At 44.4% G+C, this 21,985-nt stretch carries 11 protein-coding genes, 4 tRNA genes and 4 rRNA genes; 8 read left to right on the forward strand and 11 right to left on the reverse strand.

From position 1 onward, the window contains the following. Positions 1-252: 252 nt before the first annotated feature. The 8 genes from BTO08_RS00495 (at position 253) to BTO08_RS00530 (ending at position 5,928) form a co-directional block, all read left to right on the forward strand. Positions 253-1,797: ribosomal RNA gene (locus BTO08_RS00495) — 16S ribosomal RNA — on the forward strand. A gap of 99 nt (positions 1,798-1,896) precedes the next feature. Further along, positions 1,897-1,972: transfer RNA gene (locus BTO08_RS00500), tRNA-Glu, on the forward strand. 21 nt (positions 1,973-1,993) lie between these two features. Next, positions 1,994-2,069: transfer RNA gene (locus BTO08_RS00505), tRNA-Lys, on the forward strand. A gap of 31 nt (positions 2,070-2,100) precedes the next feature. Then, positions 2,101-2,176: transfer RNA gene (locus BTO08_RS00510), tRNA-Val, on the forward strand. 357 nt (positions 2,177-2,533) lie between these two features. Next, positions 2,534-5,424 (forward strand): 23S ribosomal RNA (locus BTO08_RS00515). Positions 5,425-5,539: 115 nt separating this feature from the next. After that, positions 5,540-5,655: ribosomal RNA gene (rrf, locus tag BTO08_RS00520) — 5S ribosomal RNA — on the forward strand. Positions 5,656-5,702: 47 nt separating this feature from the next. After that, positions 5,703-5,818, forward strand: a 5S ribosomal RNA gene (gene rrf / locus BTO08_RS00525). The 16S, 23S and 5S rRNA genes sit together here with 4 tRNA genes alongside, the layout of an rRNA operon. 33 nt (positions 5,819-5,851) lie before the next feature. After that, positions 5,852-5,928 (forward strand) — tRNA-Asp (locus BTO08_RS00530). 418 nt (positions 5,929-6,346) lie between these two features. On the opposite strand, the gene BTO08_RS00535 is transcribed toward BTO08_RS00530, so the two are convergent. The 11 genes from BTO08_RS00535 to BTO08_RS00585 form a co-directional block, all read right to left on the reverse strand. After that, positions 6,347-6,733 carry a hypothetical protein gene (locus tag BTO08_RS00535; protein ID WP_105059471.1) on the reverse strand — a complete coding sequence of 129 codons (387 nt, stop codon included), beginning with the start codon at positions 6,731-6,733 and terminating at the stop codon, positions 6,347-6,349. A 242-nt stretch (positions 6,734-6,975) separates the two neighbouring features. Then, complete coding sequence (locus BTO08_RS00540) at positions 6,976-8,388, reverse strand: phosphoglucomutase/phosphomannomutase family protein (protein ID WP_105059472.1); 1,413 nt, start codon at positions 8,386-8,388, stop codon at positions 6,976-6,978. Positions 8,389-8,450: 62 nt separating this feature from the next. After that, positions 8,451-10,856: a GH36-type glycosyl hydrolase domain-containing protein gene (locus tag BTO08_RS00545; protein WP_005369749.1), complete on the reverse strand. Its 2,406-nt coding sequence runs from the start codon at positions 10,854-10,856 to the stop codon at positions 8,451-8,453. A 41-nt stretch (positions 10,857-10,897) separates the two neighbouring features. Further along, positions 10,898-12,826 (reverse strand): beta-N-acetylhexosaminidase, encoded by a 1,929-nt coding sequence (locus BTO08_RS00550; protein WP_105059473.1) that lies wholly within the window; start codon positions 12,824-12,826, stop codon positions 10,898-10,900. A 9-nt stretch (positions 12,827-12,835) separates the two neighbouring features. After that, positions 12,836-13,720: an N-acetylglucosamine kinase gene (locus BTO08_RS00555; RefSeq protein WP_105059474.1), complete on the reverse strand. Its 885-nt coding sequence runs from the start codon at positions 13,718-13,720 to the stop codon at positions 12,836-12,838. Continuing rightward, positions 13,713-15,449: a glycoside hydrolase family 9 protein gene (locus tag BTO08_RS00560; protein ID WP_105059475.1), complete on the reverse strand. Its 1,737-nt coding sequence runs from the start codon at positions 15,447-15,449 to the stop codon at positions 13,713-13,715. Before BTO08_RS00560 ends, BTO08_RS00555 begins: the two co-directional genes overlap by 8 nt. Before the next feature lie 110 nt (positions 15,450-15,559). Continuing rightward, the gene (locus BTO08_RS00565) at positions 15,560-16,555 is read right to left on the reverse strand and encodes an ABC transporter ATP-binding protein (RefSeq protein WP_105059476.1); all 996 of its coding nucleotides are present in this window, start codon (positions 16,553-16,555) and stop codon (positions 15,560-15,562) included. Positions 16,556-16,585: 30 nt separating this feature from the next. Beyond that, positions 16,586-17,557: an ABC transporter ATP-binding protein gene (locus BTO08_RS00570; protein WP_105059477.1), complete on the reverse strand. Its 972-nt coding sequence runs from the start codon at positions 17,555-17,557 to the stop codon at positions 16,586-16,588. Continuing rightward, positions 17,557-18,600 carry an ABC transporter permease gene (locus BTO08_RS00575; RefSeq protein WP_105059478.1) on the reverse strand — a complete coding sequence of 348 codons (1,044 nt, stop codon included), beginning with the start codon at positions 18,598-18,600 and terminating at the stop codon, positions 17,557-17,559. The genes BTO08_RS00570 and BTO08_RS00575 overlap by 1 nt, the downstream gene beginning before the upstream one ends. A 2-nt stretch (positions 18,601-18,602) precedes the next feature. Beyond that, positions 18,603-19,589 (reverse strand): ABC transporter permease, encoded by a 987-nt coding sequence (locus BTO08_RS00580; RefSeq protein WP_105059479.1) that lies wholly within the window; start codon positions 19,587-19,589, stop codon positions 18,603-18,605. 148 nt (positions 19,590-19,737) lie between these two features. Then, on the reverse strand, positions 19,738-21,414 hold the full coding sequence (locus BTO08_RS00585; RefSeq protein ID WP_105059480.1) for an ABC transporter substrate-binding protein: 1,677 nt from the start codon (positions 21,412-21,414) through the stop codon (positions 19,738-19,740). Positions 21,415-21,985 lie beyond the last annotated feature (571 nt).

Below are 21,985 nucleotides of genomic sequence, written 5' to 3' on the forward strand. Positions count from 1 at the left end.
TGACACGGAGCGAGCCACTGGCTAGCAACGAAATCAGTATTGTTCTTTAACAATTTGACCATGCAATCTGTGTGGGCACTCGTTGAAAAGTTAAGTCGAAAGATTTATCAATGATACTAGTGACCAATACAAATAACTCATCTCTTTATAGAGAAGGATTATTTGGCACAGTCAATTCAAATATCCTAACTAGCTTCTAGTTAGTGGTATTTAACAGTATTCATTGAGCCGGTTGAAAGACCAACAAAACTTTAATTGAAGAGTTTGATCATGGCTCAGATTGAACGCTGGCGGCAGGCCTAACACATGCAAGTCGAGCGGTAACAGATTGATAGCTTGCTATCAATGCTGACGAGCGGCGGACGGGTGAGTAATGCCTGGGAATATGCCCTGATGTGGGGGATAACTATTGGAAACGATAGCTAATACCGCATAATCTCTTCGGAGCAAAGAGGGGGACCTTCGGGCCTCTCGCGTCAGGATTAGCCCAGGTGGGATTAGCTTGTTGGTGGGGTAATGGCTCACCAAGGCAACGATCCCTAGCTGGTCTGAGAGGATGATCAGCCACACTGGAACTGAGACACGGTCCAGACTCCTACGGGAGGCAGCAGTGGGGAATATTGCACAATGGGGGAAACCCTGATGCAGCCATGCCGCGTGTATGAAGAAGGCCTTCGGGTTGTAAAGTACTTTCAGTTGTGAGGAAGGCAGTAAAGTTAATAGCTTTGCTGTTTGACGTTAGCAACAGAAGAAGCACCGGCTAACTCCGTGCCAGCAGCCGCGGTAATACGGAGGGTGCGAGCGTTAATCGGAATTACTGGGCGTAAAGCGCATGCAGGTGGTCTGTTAAGCAAGATGTGAAAGCCCGGGGCTCAACCTCGGAACAGCATTTTGAACTGGCAGACTAGAGTACTGTAGAGGGGGGTAGAATTTCAGGTGTAGCGGTGAAATGCGTAGAGATCTGAAGGAATACCGGTGGCGAAGGCGGCCCCCTGGACAGATACTGACACTCAGATGCGAAAGCGTGGGGAGCAAACAGGATTAGATACCCTGGTAGTCCACGCCGTAAACGATGTCTACTTGGAGGTTGTGGCCTTGAGCCGTGGCTTTCGGAGCTAACGCGTTAAGTAGACCGCCTGGGGAGTACGGTCGCAAGATTAAAACTCAAATGAATTGACGGGGGCCCGCACAAGCGGTGGAGCATGTGGTTTAATTCGATGCAACGCGAAGAACCTTACCTACTCTTGACATCCAGAGAACTTTCCAGAGATGGATTGGTGCCTTCGGGAGCTCTGAGACAGGTGCTGCATGGCTGTCGTCAGCTCGTGTTGTGAAATGTTGGGTTAAGTCCCGCAACGAGCGCAACCCTTATCCTTGTTTGCCAGCACATAATGGTGGGAACTCCAGGGAGACTGCCGGTGATAAACCGGAGGAAGGTGGGGACGACGTCAAGTCATCATGGCCCTTACGAGTAGGGCTACACACGTGCTACAATGGCGTATACAGAGGGCTGCCAACCAGCGATGGTGAGCGAATCCCAGAAAGTACGTCGTAGTCCGGATTGGAGTCTGCAACTCGACTCCATGAAGTCGGAATCGCTAGTAATCGTGAATCAGAATGTCACGGTGAATACGTTCCCGGGCCTTGTACACACCGCCCGTCACACCATGGGAGTGGGCTGCACCAGAAGTAGATAGCTTAACCTTCGGGAGGGCGTTTACCACGGTGTGGTTCATGACTGGGGTGAAGTCGTAACAAGGTAGCCCTAGGGGAACCTGGGGCTGGATCACCTCCTTACCTAAAGACTTACTGTTTAATGCAGTGTCCACACAGATTGCTTGGTTAAAATGTAAGAGAGCCACTTAATGTTGCCCAACAACATTAAGTATGAACATTGTCCCGTTCGTCTAGAGGCCTAGGACACCGCCCTTTCACGGCGGTAACAGGGGTTCGACTCCCCTACGGGACGCCACTTCTCTTTGAAGTGAAAATTGGGTCGTTAGCTCAGTTGGTAGAGCAGTTGACTTTTAATCAATTGGTCGCAGGTTCGAATCCTGCACGACCCACCATTCTTTCTCACGAAGGAATTAAAACTATCGTGGGCGATTAGCTCAGTTGGGAGAGCACCTCCCTTACAAGGAGGGGGTCACTGGTTCGAGCCCGGTATCGCCCACCACTCTCTAAAAGTTTTCTGCACGGAATTCGCAGATTTAATGAAGAATACCTTTGTTAAGTCCGCATTTTTTTCGCTGAAAATCGTTAGAAAGTGGTTATCGTTAGATAATTGCATGCTCTTTAACAATCTGGAAAGCTGACTAGTAAATTCAATCGATAGATTGATTTAAAAATGTTCTTCGAAAGAAGAACGAGTTCTCAAAACATACACATTCAAGTGTCTGTGTTTGCTTTCACTTTTTAAAAGTGAAGACAAATAAATGAGTCCGGCGAAAAACCAACGTTTAATACTTTCTTGATCGAAGTATTGAAGACAAACCTTGGTTGTTTGAACATACGAAACCTCTTGGGGTTGTATGGTTAAGTGACTAAGCGTACACGGTGGATGCCTTGGCAGTCAGAGGCGATGAAGGACGTATTAACTTGCGATAAGCCCAGAGAAGGTAGTAAAAACCGGTGACTCTGGGATTTCCGAATGGGGAAACCCACGTGCATAAGCACGTATCATAGTGTGAATACATAGCACTATGAGGCGAACCGGGGGAACTGAAACATCTAAGTACCCCGAGGAAGAGAAATCAACCGAGATTCCGGTAGTAGCGGCGAGCGAAACCGGATTAGCCCTTAAGCTAGTTTTGCGTTAGGTGAAAGTTCTGGAAAGTTCTGCGATACAGGGTGATAGCCCCGTAACCGACAACGCATTATCAGTGAAAACGAGTAGGACGGGACACGTGATATCCTGTTTGAATATGGGGGGACCATCCTCCAAGGCTAAATACTCCTGACTGACCGATAGTGAACCAGTACCGTGAGGGAAAGGCGAAAAGAACCCCTGTGAGGGGAGTGAAATAGAACCTGAAACCGTGTACGTACAAGCAGTAGGAGCCCACTTGTTGGGTGACTGCGTACCTTTTGTATAATGGGTCAGCGACTTAATTTTAGTAGCAAGGTTAACCGTTTAGGGGAGCCGTAGGGAAACCGAGTCTTAACTGGGCGAATGAGTTGCTAGGATTAGACCCGAAACCGAGTGATCTAGCCATGGGCAGGTTGAAGGTGAGGTAACACTTACTGGAGGACCGAACCGACTAATGTTGAAAAATTAGCGGATGACTTGTGGCTAGGGGTGAAAGGCCAATCAAACTCGGAGATAGCTGGTTCTCCCCGAAAGCTATTTAGGTAGCGCCTCGGACGAATACTACTGGGGGTAGAGCACTGTTAAGGCTAGGGGGTCATCCCGACTTACCAACCCTTTGCAAACTCCGAATACCAGTAAGTACTATCCGGGAGACACACGGCGGGTGCTAACGTCCGTCGTGAAGAGGGAAACAACCCAGACCGCCAGCTAAGGTCCCAAAGTTATAGCTAAGTGGGAAACGATGTGGGAAGGCTCAGACAGCCAGGATGTTGGCTTAGAAGCAGCCATCATTTAAAGAAAGCGTAATAGCTCACTGGTCGAGTCGGCCTGCGCGGAAGATTTAACGGGGCTAAGCTATACACCGAAGCTGCGGCAATGAAGTTTACTTCATTGGGTAGGGGAGCGTTCTGTAAGCCGTTGAAGGTGAATCGTAAGGTTTGCTGGAGGTATCAGAAGTGCGAATGCTGACATGAGTAACGATAAAGGGAGTGAAAAACTCCCTCGCCGGAAGATCAAGGGTTCCTGTCCAACGTTAATCGGGGCAGGGTAAGTCGACCCCTAAGGCGAGGCCGAAAGGCGTAGTCGATGGGAAACGGGTTAATATTCCCGTACTTCTTATAATTGCGATGGAGGGACGGAGAAGGCTAGGTGAGCCTGGCGACGGTTGTCCAGGTCCAAGTATGTAGGCTGATGGTTTAGGCAAATCCGGACCATCCTAAGGCTGAGATACGATGTCGAGTTACTACGGTAACGAAGTCATTGATGCCATGCTTCCGGGAAAAGCTTCTAAGCTTCAGATTATAAGAAATCGTACCCCAAACCGACACAGGTGATCAGGTAGAGAATACCAAGGCGCTTGAGAGAACTCGGGTGAAGGAACTAGGCAAAATGGTACCGTAACTTCGGGAGAAGGTACGCTCCTAGCGGTGATGAGACTTGCTCTCTAAGCTGCCGGGAGTCGCAGATACCAGGTGGCTGCAACTGTTTATTAAAAACACAGCACTGTGCAAAATCGAAAGATGACGTATACGGTGTGACGCCTGCCCGGTGCCGGAAGGTTAATTGATGGGGTTAGACTTCGGTCGAAGCTCTTGATCGAAGCCCCGGTAAACGGCGGCCGTAACTATAACGGTCCTAAGGTAGCGAAATTCCTTGTCGGGTAAGTTCCGACCTGCACGAATGGCGTAATGATGGCCACGCTGTCTCCACCCGAGACTCAGTGAAATTGAAATCGCAGTGAAGATGCTGCGTCCCCGCGGCTAGACGGAAAGACCCCGTGAACCTTTACTATAGCTTGGCACTGAACATTGACCCTACATGTGTAGGATAGGTGGGAGACGTTGAAGCAACCGCGCCAGTGGTTGTCGAGTCAATCTTGAAATACCACCCTTGTATGCTTGATGTTCTAACGTTGGTCCCTTATCGGGATTACGGACAGTGCCTGGTGGGTAGTTTGACTGGGGCGGTCTCCTCCCAAAGAGTAACGGAGGAGCACGAAGGTGGGCTAATCACGGTCGGACATCGTGAGGTTAGTGCAATGGCATAAGCCCGCTTGACTGCGAGAATGACAATTCGAGCAGGTGCGAAAGCAGGTCATAGTGATCCGGTGGTTCTGAATGGAAGGGCCATCGCTCAACGGATAAAAGGTACTCCGGGGATAACAGGCTGATACCGCCCAAGAGTTCATATCGACGGCGGTGTTTGGCACCTCGATGTCGGCTCATCACATCCTGGGGCTGAAGTCGGTCCCAAGGGTATGGCTGTTCGCCATTTAAAGTGGTACGCGAGCTGGGTTTAGAACGTCGTGAGACAGTTCGGTCCCTATCTGCCGTGGGCGTTGGATGATTGAGAGGGGCTGCTCCTAGTACGAGAGGACCGGAGTGGACGAACCGCTGGTGTTCGGGTTGTGTCGCCAGACGCATTGCCCGGTAGCTAAGTTCGGAATCGATAACCGCTGAAAGCATCTAAGCGGGAAGCGAGCCTCAAGATGAGTCATCCCTAGACCTTTAAGGTCTCTAAAGGGTTGTTGAAGACTACAACGTTGATAGGTCGGGTGTGTAAGTGCTGTGAGGCACTGAGCTAACCGATACTAATTGCCCGTGAGGCTTAACCATACAACACCCAAGGGGTTTTATACGGACTCCAAGTACACTTGAACGTGTAGAGAACACTAGTTACCTTTCCCAGATTGCTATTTATTGTCGAATGACAATAAATAAACCGAATTTGCTTGGCGACCATAGCGTTATGGACCCACCTGATCCCATGCCGAACTCAGTAGTGAAACGTAATAGCGCCGATGGTAGTGTGGGGTCTCCCCATGTGAGAGTAGGACATCGCCAGGCTTCAAATTTTAGTTTTTGTTGTTATAACAAGAACGGTAAAGAATTTACTTAGCAACCATAGCGCAGCAGAACCACCTGATCCCATGCCGAACTCAGAAGTGAAATGTTGTAGCGCCGATGGTAGTGTGGGGTCTCCCCATGTGAGAGTAGGACATTGCTAAGTTCTAAATTGCATTATGCTGAATAGACACGCTGCGGAGCGGTAGTTCAGTTGGTTAGAATACCGGCCTGTCACGCCGGGGGTCGCGGGTTCGAGTCCCGTCCGCTCCGCCACTTACATTAAGCCCTAGTCGAAAGACTGGGGCTTTTTTACATTTGGAATAAATGAGTTAAATGTATTTGAGTGAGTTGGTAGTTCAGTTGGTTAGCCTCTTTATTGGAGAGCTTAGCGGCCTGTCAGACCGGTGGGGCGAGTTCGAGTCCCGTCTTGCTCTGCCACTTCTTAAGAAGCCTCGCTAGTCATAGCGGGGCTTTTTTCGTCTATAGTAAATAGATTAATTGTCTATTAATGAAAAAGCCCTGCTGAAGTCACAGGGCTTTGGTTTTACTTAGTTGCCATTGAAAATAGTTAAGATGATGTGAGACCTCCTTTCCTACTTTATCTGAGCTTTAATAAGTGAAGCTCTGAGCTTTGGTAATAGTATCGTTGTTGGTTATATTTACCTCCTTGCTCTTATTTCAATGTTATGCCTTAAATTTGTTCATAGAGACCTGTATGTAATATCTCCTTTTGTTGATTATCACTACGATCACGACGATATGCACGGTAACGTGATGCTAGGTAGGTAATGAGAGCTGAAAAAACAGTATAAGCCACTAAGAAAGTGATTGGTGAATGAATAACGTTGTTAGAAAAGACCCAAATAACGCCACTGATAGTGATAGCTAATTTTGTGAGTACAGCAAGTACAAGGTAGCTCATGACATATTGAGGTTGGCGAATTGCCTGATAAGCAATGAAATAGCTTATTCCAACTGCGATAATGGCAAGGCTAAAGCCCACTGTAAATGAGTGGAAATGTTCGGTGAAAAGTATGGCTAAAACGATAGCTATGATACTAAAGATAATCTTTTTCATACCGATTTCCTTGAGTGCGATAAATTTAACGCCTTTTAATCATGGACCTCAAATCGATATTTTTATGTGATTGGGCTATCTATTTTTATTTTTAGACGGGGTTATTACTGTAAATGGGCTCGATATCAAATTTTTATATGGAGGTAAATAGAATGGCAAAATATAAAAGAAAAGGGTAACTGAATGGTTACCCTATAGCAAAGATCAGCGGTGTGATCTGCTAAAACAACAGCTATGATTGTTTAAACAGAAAGGAATGCTTTTAATTGAGCAAGTACTGCTTCTGCTTGCGGTTGATCTTCCATTTCAACAAAGATACGGAGTAATGGCTCAGTACCAGAGAAACGTGCAATCGCCCAACCACCATTCTTAAAGTAAACTTTCGCTCCATCGGCATAGCTTACTTTTTCGATTTCATAGTCAAAATCAGGCAATGCTTTTTCTACATAGATCTTGTTGTAAAGACGCTCACGATCAGCTGGTTTAAAGGTACAATCGCCTTCTGCTGTGTAGGCATAGCCAAAGCGCCCATAGATCTCACCAAGTAATTCAGACAATTTCTTACCTGTAGAGCTGATCATTTCGACCAGTAAACTTGATGCGAATACACCATCTTTACCTTTGATATGACCACGGATTGTTAAACCACCTGAGCTTTCTCCACCAATGAGAGAATCATCAGCTTCCATTTGTGAGCTAATGTGCTTAAAGCCTACTGGCACTTCAAATGATTTCTCACCATAAGCTTTTGCAACTTTATCTAAAAGGTGGGTGGTTGCGATATTACGTACTACCGATCCTTTCCAGCCTTTATATTCAAGCATGTAGTAATAAAGTAGAAGTAGTACTTCATTCGGGTGAATAAAGTTACCTTTCTCATCAATAATACCTAAACGATCAGCATCGCCATCAGTACCAATACCGATGTCATAACCTTCGTGAGCGACAAGGTGCTTTAAACGGTAAAGCGTTGCAGCACTCGGAGATGGCATTAAACCACCAAACCCTGGGTTTTCACTGTCGTTGATCACGTCAACATCACAGCGAGCACTGATTAGTACCGTTTGTAGTGCATTTTTTGCCACCCCAAACATAGGATCGATAAGAACGCGAAGGTTTGCTTTTTTAATCGCTTCCATATCGATGAAATCAATAATTGAATCAACAAACTCGTTCATTGGATTGATGATTTCAACTAACTTATCGTTTTGTGCTTGTTCAAAATCAACACGTTTAACATCCGCATCGGTTAACACTGCGATTTGTTGTTCAATCTTTTGAGTAATGATTTCATCAGCATCACGACCGCCTTCAATGAAGACTTTGATGCCGTTGTAATCTGCGGGATTGTGAGACGCAGTAATACAAGCTGAATATGTCGCACCTGTTTGTTTGGCTTTAAACATTACAACAGGGGTTGGTACGAACTTATCGATGAAGCTACATTTAATGTTGTTACCCGCTAAAACTTCAGCAAACCACGTTGCGGCTTTATCGGATAGAAAACGACGGTCGTAACCAATAATGAAACCATTTTCAGTTACTGACTCTTTGATCATGATGTTAGCAAGGGCCTGAGCCACTAAGCGTACATTTGCTTGAGTAAACTCTTCACCAATGAAAGCACGCCATCCACCTGTTCCAAACTGAATCATGGAGGAACTCCTATTTCTCTCTCAAATAAAAAGAGGGAGGTGAATTCACCTCCCTAACCGTTTTAGCCCATTACAACTGTAACAGTATTGGTTGTGCCTTCAGCTTGAGGAGCGATTGCGCCTTCGACTGTTTCACCGTTTAGCGTTATAGATTTAACGCCTTTACTTACACCATTTGGGTTTTCAACTTTAATGTTGTAAGTCGCGCCACGCCATTCACGAGTCACTTCAAAACCAGGCCAGCTTGTTGGAATACAAGGATTAACAGTTAGACCTGCAAAGCCTGTTTGTACACCTAGGATAAAGTTAGTCACGGCAAAATATGCCCAACCAGATGTACCTGTTAACCATGGGTGGTTTGCACGACCGTGATCTTGGTGATCACGTCCCATGATGAACTGAACGTATGAGTAAGGTTCTGCAATACGTTTTTCAATGATGTCGTTTTGGTTGTATGGGTTAAGTGCATCGTAGAACTTCATTGCACGATCACCACGACCTAGTTTCGCTTCAGCCACCCATGCCCATGGGTTTGGATGTGAGAAGATAGCACCGTTTTCTTTCACGCCTTGATATACGCGAGTAACGAAACCGATATCATCGTTAGGGGTTGCGAATGATGGCGCATTTAGGTGTAGACCGTATTCAGAGAATAGGTTTTCATCAACGGCATCCATTGCTTTCTCACCACGATCTTGTGATGCCATACCAGAAAGCACTGCTAGGGTATTTGACTCTAAGTGAATACGACCTTCAGTCTGTTGCGCTGTACCGATCTTGTCACCGTCTTTAGTTAGACCACGGATGTACCAGCCACCTTCGTCATCCCATAGGTGTTTTTCACACGCTTCACGCACGTTTGCTGCCATTTCAGTGTATTTAGCAACATCTGCGTCTTTACCTTGATGCTTAGCAAGCTCGATGAATTCTTGTAATGCCCAGAAGTGAAGGAATGACACCATTGCTGACTCACCGCCACCAAGGTTTAGACAGTCATTCCAGTCTGCACGAAGACCTTTACAGATACCTGTGCGGCCTACGTATTCCGCTGAGAAATCGAGTGCGGCTTTCATGTGCTCATAAACAGATGCATCACCGCCGTCAGCGTATGGGATCACTTCGTCAATGAAGCTCTCTTCACCTGTTTCTGTTACGTACTTACAGATTGTTGGTACTAGCCATAGGTGGTCATCAGAACAGGTATCTTCGATACCGTGGATCTTATCTGCATCACTTGGGGTTGGAACAACTGTTGGTGATTTTGATGGCTCAACATCAGCCATGTCTGGATCGAACCAATCTGGATCAAATAGGTGTAGGCCGTAACCTGCTTTAACTTGACCACGTAGTAAGTCAACAAGACGCTTACGTGTCATCTCTGGGTTTGAGTGAGGAACAGAGATTGCATCTTGTGCGGTATCACGGTAACCAAGACCTGTACGACCGCCCACTTCGATAAATGATGCGAAGCGTGACCAAACCACACATGTTTCAGCTTGGTATAGAGTCCATGCGTTGATCATGGTATCTAGACCTTCGTTCGGTGATGTCACCTTGAACTTGTTACAACGGCTGTTCCAGTGTTCTTTAATTTCAGCAAATGCAGCATCGACGGCAGCGACATCTTGGTATTTTTGACGTAGGCGTTGACCTTCGTTTTTACCGACACCTAGGATGTAGCTAAAGCGTACTTCTTCACCCGGTTGGATAGTGAATTGCTTGTGTAGTGAGCCACAGTGGTTGTAACAGGTTTGTACGTGGTTAGAACAACGTCCTTTTTCAACCGCAATAGGGTTAGCTTCATCACGGTAAGCACCAAGGAAAGTGTCACGTTGACCATCATAGCTATCAGGATCAAATGTAGAAGCTAGGTAGTAGAAACCTTCTTTCTCATTGGTGTTGTAGTAAAGATCATATTCAATCACGCCATCTTCATAAGATGTACCAGCTGAGTACAGGCTCATCTGGTGGTTTTGGTTATCAGATTGAATGTGGCTGAAAGAGAACTCAACAAATGAGAATGCACTAATGGTGCGCACTTCATCTGTCGTATTTTTAATTACAACATCCCAAACTTCAGCATCTTCGCCTTTTGGTACGAATAATGTTTTAGTTGCTTCAATGCCATTGTAGTCACACTTAAACTTAGAGTAAGACAGACCATGACGCACTTCATACGATGCTTCATCTAGGCTTTTTGCTACTGGTTGCCATGAGATTGACCAGTAATCGCCTGTCACATCATCACGAAGGTATACGTAGTGTCCAGGGCGATCAAATGTCGCATTTGGACGGAATTTCGTTACGCGATTGTACTCTGGAGATTTGTAGAATGAGTAACCACCTGCGTTTTGTGAAATTACTGTACAGAATTTCTCTGTACCTAAGTAATTTGTCCATGGTGCTGGGACATCAGGACGAGTGATAACATATTCTCTGTTGTCGTTGTCAAAATAACCGTATTTCATTGCTTTTTAATCCTTAAAAAATTTCACTCTACTGTGCGTGGTTATTCACAGTGGCGGTAATTAATACCAGCCTTGTCCAGGTAGCTAAGTTGACCTTTTAAACGTGCTTTGAAGTCATCCCAGTTACGATGTTTAGGGTCGCTCCAGCAAATCTCCGAGACTGCCAGTAAGCGGGGGTAAATCATATATTCAAATCGGCTTTGGTTATTTACTAATTCTGACCAAAGGGCGGTTTGAATGCCTAAAATGTGCTGCCGCTCAGAGTTTTCCTCGGATAGATCACTGAGTGGGTAATAATTGTAAACTTTATCGAGGGGTAACTTTCCAGCCCAATCAACACCTGCTTCATCTGCTGAGTAACCTTGAGCTAAATCCAAGTACGTCGCTTGCGCTGGTTGCATCACAATGTCGTAGCCTTTTTGGATACATTCCAATCCAGCCTGTTCACTTTGCCATGAGAAGATGATGGTATTTTTACTGACCTTCTCACCATGGGTTGCTTCTTCCCAACCCATCATGCGCTTACCTTTACCTTCTAGTACTTCTTCGGCAAAACGTAATAGGTGCCCTTGCAGCTCTTTGGGATCGTTATAGTCATGCTCTGCCATGAATTTTTGGCAAGCAGGGCTATCTGTCCAAACACCGACAGGGACTTCATCTGCACCAATATGAACGAAAGGTGCAGGGAATAGATCGCAAATCTCAGAAAGTACATTACTAATAAAGCTGTAAGTGCCTTTTAGCGCAGGAGATAAGATGTTATCGCTATAGTTTTGAATGCTGCGATAGACAGATTTATCATCTGGATCAATCAATAAATCAGGGAGTGATAAAATAGCAGCACGACAATGGCCAGGGATATCAATCTCAGGAATGATCATGATTCCACGGTCAGCGGCATACGCAATGACATCACGAATTTCTTGTTTTGAATAAAATCCACCATAGCGTTGAGCAATATGACTAAACTGGGGAGCGAGCACTTCATTTGGCCCACGCCAAGCACCGATGCGAGTGAGTTCAGGGTATGCATCAATTTCAATACGCCAGCCTTCATCATCGGTTAAATGCCAATGAAAAGTATTAAATTTGTAGCGCGCTAATTGATCAATAAGGTGCTTTATACGATCAACAGGGTGAAAGTGGCGACCACAATCGAGCATCATGCCGCGATAGCTAAAATGCGGTTTATCATTAATATCTACCATTGGGATCTGGTAGGTGCTATCAGCTTGATGCGATGGTTTACTTGGTATTAATTGAAGTAAGCTTGAAGTCGCGTAGACAAAACCAGATGCTGAATTAGCTTGGATCCAAACGTTATCGTTTTCAACTAATAAGCGATAGCCTTCATCTGCGATGTCTTTATTTACCGCGTAATGGATGTTGCCTTGTTGTTTAACCGATACGTGTTCATTCAATAAGGTATTGAGCTCTGCTTGTAACCAATTTACTGCACCTTGCGCTAATGTGGGTGGTGTTGAAATTGCAGTATGTTGATTTATATGAAATGAGCCCTGTAATTGCGTTATCTTGTTAGGTTTAGGGATCAAAGCAATATCAGCCGCTTGGACTGGTAGCGGTGTGTTATAGCGTTCAACAGCAGGTTGATCGAGATTGATAGTACTGATGTCGACTTTTAATGGCTTAATGTACTCTGCGGTCGATGCTAATGAGATAAAGGCATCTAAAATGCCGTCATCATAAAGCGTGAATGGTGCAGTACCGACCGTGAATTCGGTATAAAAAAGACCATTTGCAGGCAAATTGTCTGTGGCTGTTAATGTACAGTAACTCCCCGTTTGGCTGATAACGCCTTTGCTTAACGTCTCTGCTCTAACGAAACGATTAAACAAAAAGTGTAATGACCAATTTTGTAGTGGAGTATCGGTTAAATTATGTAAGCTTAATGCAAAACGAGATTCGTTTTCTTTTTTATCGATTACAGTTAAATCAAGGCGGTAACTCATCATTCCCCCTTAAAGCTTATATAAATCGTGATTGCCACGTGCCATAGCAATCGCGCCATCCATAGCATCACCTTGCGGTGTTGCTATACGTTGCTGCATAGGTGGTACTAGCCATGCGTGAATACGTTCTGCAATGCTTCCCATCAAGCAAATCTTGTCTGCGCCACGTTGGATAAGTGCATTCATCCACATTTCTATATCGCGCGCTGTTTGCGATAGCATATCTATCGCGAGTTTATCGCCTTGTGCTGCATGGGCAAAAATGCTCGGTGAAAACTGACCATAATCACAAGGACGTGCTGCTTTTGACCACAATACAATATTGTCGATATCATGATTAAAATATTCGAGTACTGAACGAGCAAGCGGTGTTTGTTCAACAATACCATCAACACTTAATAGTACTTGTTGGATCAAACGCAGACCCATAACAGCACCGCCGCCTTGATCTGAAATCGGGAATTCACGACCGCCAACCACATGCTGTTGACCATCTTTTAATAAGATCCCACAAGAGCCAGTACCAGCAATTAAGATCGCGCCATCTTTACCTCCCCAAGCACCTAAACAAGCACCATACGCATCGGTATTTAATGTTATGGCACCGTAAGGGTGAGGCTGTTTCATGAAGTTATACCAAGCCTCTTGTTGTTCAGCGCCTGCGAGTGCTAGGCCTACTGACATATAACGAAAATGGCTATTATTAAGATTTGCTTGGCTGGCCGCTGTTGCTATCGCATCATTGATCGATGCCATTGCGACAGCACTGCCTAATAGAATATTCGCACTACCCGTTTTTGCTTCACCTAAAGTATTACCATCAAGATCACAGATGCGTGCACGGCAAGATGTACCACCGCCGTCAATGCCAACTAAGTAACGAATATCAGCCATGACAACGCTCCTTAAATTGCATCGTAATTGCAAGTAAGTACCAGCCACCATGAGGGATCCACTGTTCACCCCAGCGCCAGTTTTGCAGCATATCGTCTTTTTGACCATCAGGGTTGAATGCGATGTCGTCTTCGTTTTCAAAGCCAGATGTGATGCCGTTACAAACACCGCCTTTGGCGTTACTGAACCCTAAGTGAGGTAAGTAATTTGGGTTATTATGACCATGACCATCTAACATACACATGTCATACGGGTTTAAACCAACTATCCAGTCAAGTGAGCGTTGACCAAATTGCATTAAGCCTTGACGTAATGTTGGATCTTGAACATAGTTCTGTGCCATAAAAGCCATGGTTGCTAATGACGCGAGACGTGCATTTTCGCCTTGCCACCAGTAACCTGACTCATTGTTATGGGCAACAAAGAAAGCCGTTTTCTTTTCACCATCGACAGCTTTAGTGTATTGGCGAGGGTAGTGAAATGGGTTATTCACTTCTTTTGTAATCGCTAACTCAAAATTAAGCGCGTTACATAACACTTGTTCAATTGGCTTTTTGAAATTGGAATCCGTTTCTGCACTTAAATATTGCATCAGAGCAATGGCAGGAAGGCCAGCTTCAGCGGCATGGAAATAAGGACGTTCCCCGTTTTCAGTCGCAGACCAGAAATATTCAATATTCTGATCTGACATTTGACGCTTAGCCAAACGTGTAGCCCACTCACGCATTTCTACTAAATAGCGATCTTGGGAAGTACTACGGAATAACTCAACGGCGGCTAATAAGGCACAATACTCATCAATAATATTTTCCGTACTATCGTTTAAGTATTCAGTATTGTGTTGTTTTAAATGCCAATAGCCAAGTTCAGCCGCTTGAAGGTAACGCTCGGTCTCGATGCCAGTAAAAGCCCCTAAGCGAGTGCTTGATTCTAGTTGAGCAATACGAGAAAGCGCTGCTAATGCTGCAATGGTAACTCCACCACCTTGACGGAAGCCGGCTTGATAATCGTCTGACTTGATGCCTTCTTGAGTTGAATAAGCACAAATGTCACGTTGTTGCGGGGATTTGCTCCATTTGTCGAATACCGTCATATAGAAATAGCCCTGCGCGTGTTGCATGCGCAGTAAGAAATCGGCACCGAAAGTGGCTTCTTCAAGTAAACGTACACGAGTAAAGTCTGCAATATCGTCTTGCTGATCTAACTCTTCATAGGCTTTTAGCATGTTCCACACAATCATTGGTGTTTGTTGTGGATTTAAAAAATTACTAAAAGATAAGTGGCTTAGGTATTTACTTACATCGCCTGATGCATCATACCAACCACCGTGAACGTCTACGGTTTGATCTGAATTGAGTACAACGGCATTTTTATCAGCTTGATCGAAAATACCGCTGCAACGTTGAGATTTAAAGTAGTGAAGAACATCACTAAAGGTTTGTTGCATTAACACACCTTCAGCAATGGTAAAAACAGTTGATTCGCTGTTTGCGTAGCGAATACGGAACTCACCAAGTTGTTGGCAAGAAGAGAAATCAATAAGGTAAATATTACCGGTATGCCATTGTGCTATGTTGTCATAGGCATGTAATGGCAGCTGCATGATAGTGGTGTTCGTCTGGTTACAAACAAGTTCTGCAGTACCGGTTAAAGTCTGAGAGTTGGTTTGTAATAAAGCGTGTTTTACGTTGAAACGCTCATAGCCCAGATGGTTAGTTAACAGCTGCATGGATCCTCCTAGTGTCGCCAAATAAAGGTGGTTTCAGCATTGTGAAACCACCATTTAACAGCTAAGGCGACCAATAACGCAGATAAGTCGTTTTTAGTAACGAGCTATTATTAATTTTCGTATAAGTAACAACGTACAAAGTGATTGTCAGATAACTGAGTCACACCTGGAAGTTTTTCACGGCACATATCGGTAACGTGAGTACAGCGACCTGCAAATGGGCAACCAGCGCTTTCTGGTGTCCATAGCGGGATCTCGCCTTTATTACCTTTTAGTTTTTCATGAATAGACTTACTTGGATCTGGAACTGCTGATACAAGTAACTGGGTATACGGGTGTTGTGGATCGTGAATGATCTCTTCCGTATCGCCCCATTCAACCATGTGACCAACGTACATAACCGCTAGATCTTCAGCAATGTAACGTGCTGTTGCGATATCGTGGGTGATGTACAGCAGTGCCATCTCACGTTCAAACTTCATTTCTTCCATCAGGTTTAGTACACCTGCACGGATAGAAACATCGAGCATTGAGGTTGGTTCATCAGCAAGTACGACCTCAGCACCTACAGCAATGTTACGCGCTAAGTTAACACGTTGACGTTGACCGCCAGACAGCTGGTGGGGGAATTTCGCAGCTGTCTCTTTTGGCGGGATCAAGCCAACTTGTTCAAGTAGGTTGTAAACCGTTTCTTCTAGCTCTTTTTTATTGCCTGACTTCACTTTGTTGTGGATCAGTAACGGACGAGCAATATGGTGGAAAATAGTATGAGTAGGGTTTAAAGAACCGAATGGATCTTGCCATACCATTTGCACACCTTGGCGGTAATTCATTAAGTCATCATGTTTAGTGATTGACTGGATATCACGACCAAAATATTCAATTGTGCCATCTGTTGGCGCGTACATTTTTGCAATCATTTTCGCAGTCGTTGATTTACCAGAACCTGATTCACCAACAACTGAAAGACCACGACTTTTGTACATTTTGAAAGACACGTCGTTGATTGCACGCATCTTTGATTTCTTTAATGAATTACTGTTAACGGAAAAATCTTTAATTAGATTTTTACCTTCAATAATTGGATTTCCGACAGGTTTGCTCATAATGCCTCCTAAATACTGCCTATTATTTTATTAACCACGTTTAGTGAATAGGTGGCAGTTTGATAAACGTCCTGGTTCAATTTGTGTCAGCTGGGTTGGTGTTTTAAAACAAGCATCGGTTGTTTTGCTACAACGTGCTTGGAAACGACAACCTTGTGGTACTTCTAGTAAGTTCAATGGGTTACCAGGAATACCTGTTAACTTTGTTTTTGGACCAGTTAGAGGAGGGAATGAGCTACCCAAGCCCTCAGTATATGGGTGGAACGGTGTTTCTAGAATTTGCTTAGAAGGGGCAACTTCAATTAATTCACCTGAATACATGATGCCGATACGGTCAGAGAACTCGACCATTAATGACAAGTCATGAGTGATGAATAGGATTGAAAAACCAAACTCTTCTTTTAATGCGTAAATCTTTTGTAGAATTTCACGTTGAACCACAACATCAAGTGCCGTAGTTGGTTCATCCATGATGATCATCTTAGGATTTAGCGCAAGAGCAATCGCGATAACCAAACGTTGACGCATACCACCAGAGAACTGGTGAGGGTAATCACGTAAACGGCTAGGGTGGATATCAACGATTTCTAATAGGCCTTCAGCACGGCGAACTGCTTGCTGACGAGACATATTAGTGTGGCGCATGATTACGTCACAAAATTGCTCTTCCATGGTTAATACAGGGTTCAAAGCGTTCATTGCACTTTGGAACACCATCGACATTTCGCTCCAACGGAAGGCTGACATTGCCGCATCCGATTTTTTCAAAATGTCACCATGGCCTTCAAAAATTACTTCACCACCGGTAATGAATGCTGGCGGCTTATGCAGACGCATCAGTGAGAAGGCAACAGTGGATTTACCACAGCCTGATTCACCTGCAAGACCGAATATCTCACCTTTACCAATGTCAAAGCTGACATTATTTACTGCGCGAACATCACCGGCATCTGTAATGTAATCAACACACAAGTTACGAATTGAGATTTGTGGATTGGTCATTATTTATCTCCCCCTTGTAGGGCTGGCTGAGGAGCGTCCACAGCGTTTGCTTCTTTTTCTTCTTTTGCATTCTTAGCATTTTCTTTTGCTAAGTTTTTCCAGCGGCGCATGCCTTTGTGTGAACGTAACTGCGGGTTGGCAATTTCATCGACAGCAAAGTTAAGCATTGCAAGACCGACAGCAATTAGTGTTAGTGCAATACATGGTGCTAATAGCTCCCACCAAGCGCCAACCAACATTGAAGATGATGTTTGTACGTTGTACAGCATCACACCCCAACTTACAGAGTTCGGATTACCTAAGCCTAAGAATGACAGTGTTGCTTCAGTCATGATGGCAAGCATTACCGAGCCGATGAAGCTTGCACCAACGATTGAGATTAGGTTCGGTAGAATCTCAACAAAGATAATACGCCATGAAGATTCACCTAATACTTCCGCTGCTTTTACAAATTCTTTTTCACGAAGTGATAATGTTTGCGCTCGAACAACACGTGCGCCCCATGCCCAGGAGGTCATGGCGATAACCACCGCTATCGTGACCGGACCGGCTTGACCAATAAATGCCGCGATAACAAACAGTAAGGGAAGCTGAGGTATAACGAGCATGATGTTCATTGCCGCGGTTAATATTTCATCGACTTTACCGCCGAAGTAACCTGCTGAGATACCAATGATGGTTGCTAAGAAACACACCATTAAACCTGCACCAAAACCTACCGCTAGTGAAGTACGTGCGCCATATACTAGTTGAGACCAGATATCACGACCCATACGAGATGTGCCTAGTACGTGTTCTGCATCTTTTGACATTAACAGGCGACGCTTGTTATCAGCTAAGTTTTCAGCGATCCAACCGTCTGGATTATCTTGTGCCGCTTTTACTACAAACGCAGGGTACTCGTGAGGTTTACCTGTTCGTTTGTCTGGTGAGTACTGGGTAATCAGCGGAGCAAAAATAGCACCTAAAATAAATATAGTGATGATGCCTAGGCCAAACATTGCCTTAGGGTTACCAGATAATAATTTAAATAAGGCTTTCATAATTATTTGCCTCCTTTACGTAGGCGAGGATCTAGCACAACGATCAGGATGTCGGCCATGAAGTTAAAGAACAGCATGAACATAGTCATAATCAGTAATTGTCCCTGAAGAACTTGGTAATCACGTGAGTGAATAGCGTTAAGCATTACCGTACCAAGACCTGGGTAGTTAAAGATGATTTCGACAATCAACTGACCACCGATAGCCATACCCAATGCCATAGAAAGTGCCGTTACACTTGGTAGCATTGCGTTACGTGCCGCATAGTTAAAAACAACGCGGTTTTCGCTTAAGCCCTTACCTTTTGCCATTGTGATGTAATCTTCGTTTAGCAGGTTGATCATGTTATTACGCATGTTGATCAAGAAACCGCCGATTTGAATGACTGTGGCACAGAATAGTGGCAGTGCTGCGTGGTACATGACGTCTTTATAGAAAGCCCAACTTGACCAGTCGGGAACAACGCCTGGGGTAAATGCGTTACCCGTAGGGAACCAACGTAAGCCTATAGCAAAGGTGAACATTACAAGCATTGCAATTACAACCGGTGGAACCGCTTGAATAACCAACATACCTGGTGAGATAAATGCATCATAAGTACTGCCGCGTTTCCATGCCGCGAAAATACCTAAGACCGAACCAATACAGAAAGAAAGGATTACTGCAGAGCCAGCTAAAAATAGCGACCAACCTACAGCGCCACCTAACAGTTCATTAACTGATAGTGGGTAAAATTTGATAGAAGTACCTAGGTTCCACGTAAATACGTTAGCTAGATAAGAAAAGTATTGTTCATATAATGGACCATCAACAAAGCCTAATAGCTTTTTCATGGCTTCAATACGCTCAGGGGTTACCTGCGCGGTTGCGTTTGCGAACATCATGGTAACAGGGTCACCAGGCATCGCACGCGGAAGAATAAAGTTTAGCGTTGCCGCGAAAATCAGCGCGATAAAATAAAACGATAAACGACGTAGAAAAAATCCCATAACTCACACCTTACACATCCAGCTTGCCTTCCTGAGCTGAATTCAGGACGTAAAACCCCCTGACGCAAGGCGCCATACCTTTTATAGAAGAAAGGATTTAGGGGAAGAGGCGGTGCACAAGGTGTGCACCGCAAATATTAAGCAGATATTATGCTTTTGGTTTTAGATCCAGTACTTGAAGTAGACGCTCAGGAACACCTGCCCATACCATTGGACGGCCTTGAGGGTTCTTCTCATTCCACCAACCAGTGAAGCGAGTTTCGTTGTATTGGAAGTTGTTCGCACCAGACATTACTGGAACCGTAACTTGGTTTTCAGCGATGATTTTCTGGATGCTATGAGCAATCTTAGTTTGCTCACCTTTGTCAGCTGTCTTGTAGAAGCTGTCTAGTAGCGAGTCTAGCTCTGCATTTTTGAAGTAGTGCATTGCAAAACGAGGCATGCCGTCACCAGACTGGTAGCGTGAGTTGTATGCGCTATCCCAGTATAGGTATGGATCAGCACCGTTGAAGTAGTTTGTGTAAGCTACATCGTAAGTACCGTTTAGCATTGCTTCGTTGTAAACAGCGAAGTCAGGTGTACTTGCTTTCGCGTTAATACCAGCTTCTTGAAGCTGCTCTACACCTAGCTGTACAGTGTTGTTGAAGTCAGTCCAACCGTTTGGAGATTGAACTGTAAGTTCGATCTTCTTACCTGTTGGTGATTCTACAAAACCGTCGCCATCAGTATCTTTAAAGCCAGCTTTCGCTAGAAGCTCTTTAGCACCTTTCACATTGTATGTGTTAAATGCTTTGTACTTGTTGTGTACCGCTTCATCAGACCAAGTTTTGAAACCATCACCTAGGCCCGATGCGTAATCGTTCGGAGTACCCGCACCGTAGAATGCGATATCGATGATTGTTTGACGATCGATAGCCATTGAGAACGCACGACGGAAATCAACATTGTTGATTGCTTCTTTGTTACCAGCTTTTGGCGACTTGAAGTTCAACATGAATGACTGAGTACCTGCTGCTGGGTACCAGTATTTGTGATTTGGGTTCGCTGCAGCGTAAGTGCTGTCGATGTCAGGAATGAACGATGAAGTCCAATCTAGCTCAGAGTTGATGATCTTCGTTAGCAACTGATCGTTGTTCGCGATCTGAGGAACACGTAGACAGTCAACGTCTAGGTTGTCGTTATCCCAGTAGTTAGGGTTACGACATTGAACGTATAGCTGAGGAGTAAATGTTTCAATCTCAGTAAACGGACCTGTACCTACTGGGTTTTCGTTAGTGAAAGTTGATGGATTTTCAACTTTGCTCCAGATGTGCTTAGGCACTACTGGTACGAAAGAAATTTCGAAAGGAACGTTAGAGTTCGCTTCAGTTAGATCGAAGATAACCTTGTTACCGTCTTGCTTAACTGATTTAACCCACTTATTGATACCACGTTGGTCTAGCTCAGGGTTCTTCTTAACTAGATCAAAAGAGTAAACAACATCTTCAGCAGAGAACGCTTTACCGTCAGACCACTTAACGCCATCACGGATTTCGAACGTAACTTGCATTAGATCGTCAGACATGTAGTAGTCTTTCGCCAAACGCATTACTGGCTCGTTACCTTTCATTTGGTTGAAAACAACCAATGGCTCGTAAACGAAGTCACTTGTAGTGTGTAGGTTTGTTGATAGGTACGGGTTAAAGTTGCGTACCATTGTAGGGTAGAAATTTGGTACGACTGTTAGTTCACTTTTTTCTGCTGCAGATACTACTGGTGCTGTAAAAGCGGTTGCTGCTGCAACAACGGCAAGTGCTAACTTAGTTTTGTTAATATTGGCAAGCATAGCTGTTCCTTACTCTTAGCTCTGTTTCACTTAACGGAAATTAAATTGCTCCATCATTGGAGCCCTTGAACTTACTTCATCGGAACTGAGTAACGCTGAACCGGTGAATGGCCTTGTAAGCTCTCAGTGGGTTAAATATTCGCTGTAATAGATAAATCGTCAATCAAGCTTCCCGTCAAAATCGTCAAAATGTCCAATAACAACGTCAAAAACGTTAATATCAGGTTTTGTTGTTTCCGATGGGTAGATGTTAAATGTGTGTTACATCACATTTATTCCTATCATCAACGAAATCACAACCTAAATTATAAACCATTTAAGTTGTTGTTTTGTAATGAATAGTTTTGATTTATTTTGATTTTATCTATGCAGTGGTTGCTTTTTTTGTCGTTATTTCTGTGTGTAAAATTTATCGCTAATGTTTGTTGTGATTCGCTTCTCATAAACAAAAACTAATTGCTCCTTCTATCGTTACGAACCTAAATTAGCTGAAATTGCTTTAAAAACAGTCAAAAAATAGAGTGTGACTCATGTCATTTTTATGGTTTTTAATGCGATATTTTCTTATTAA

Source organism: Photobacterium angustum (assembly GCF_002954615.1).
GTDB classification, from domain to species: domain Bacteria; phylum Pseudomonadota; class Gammaproteobacteria; order Enterobacterales; family Vibrionaceae; genus Photobacterium; species Photobacterium angustum_A.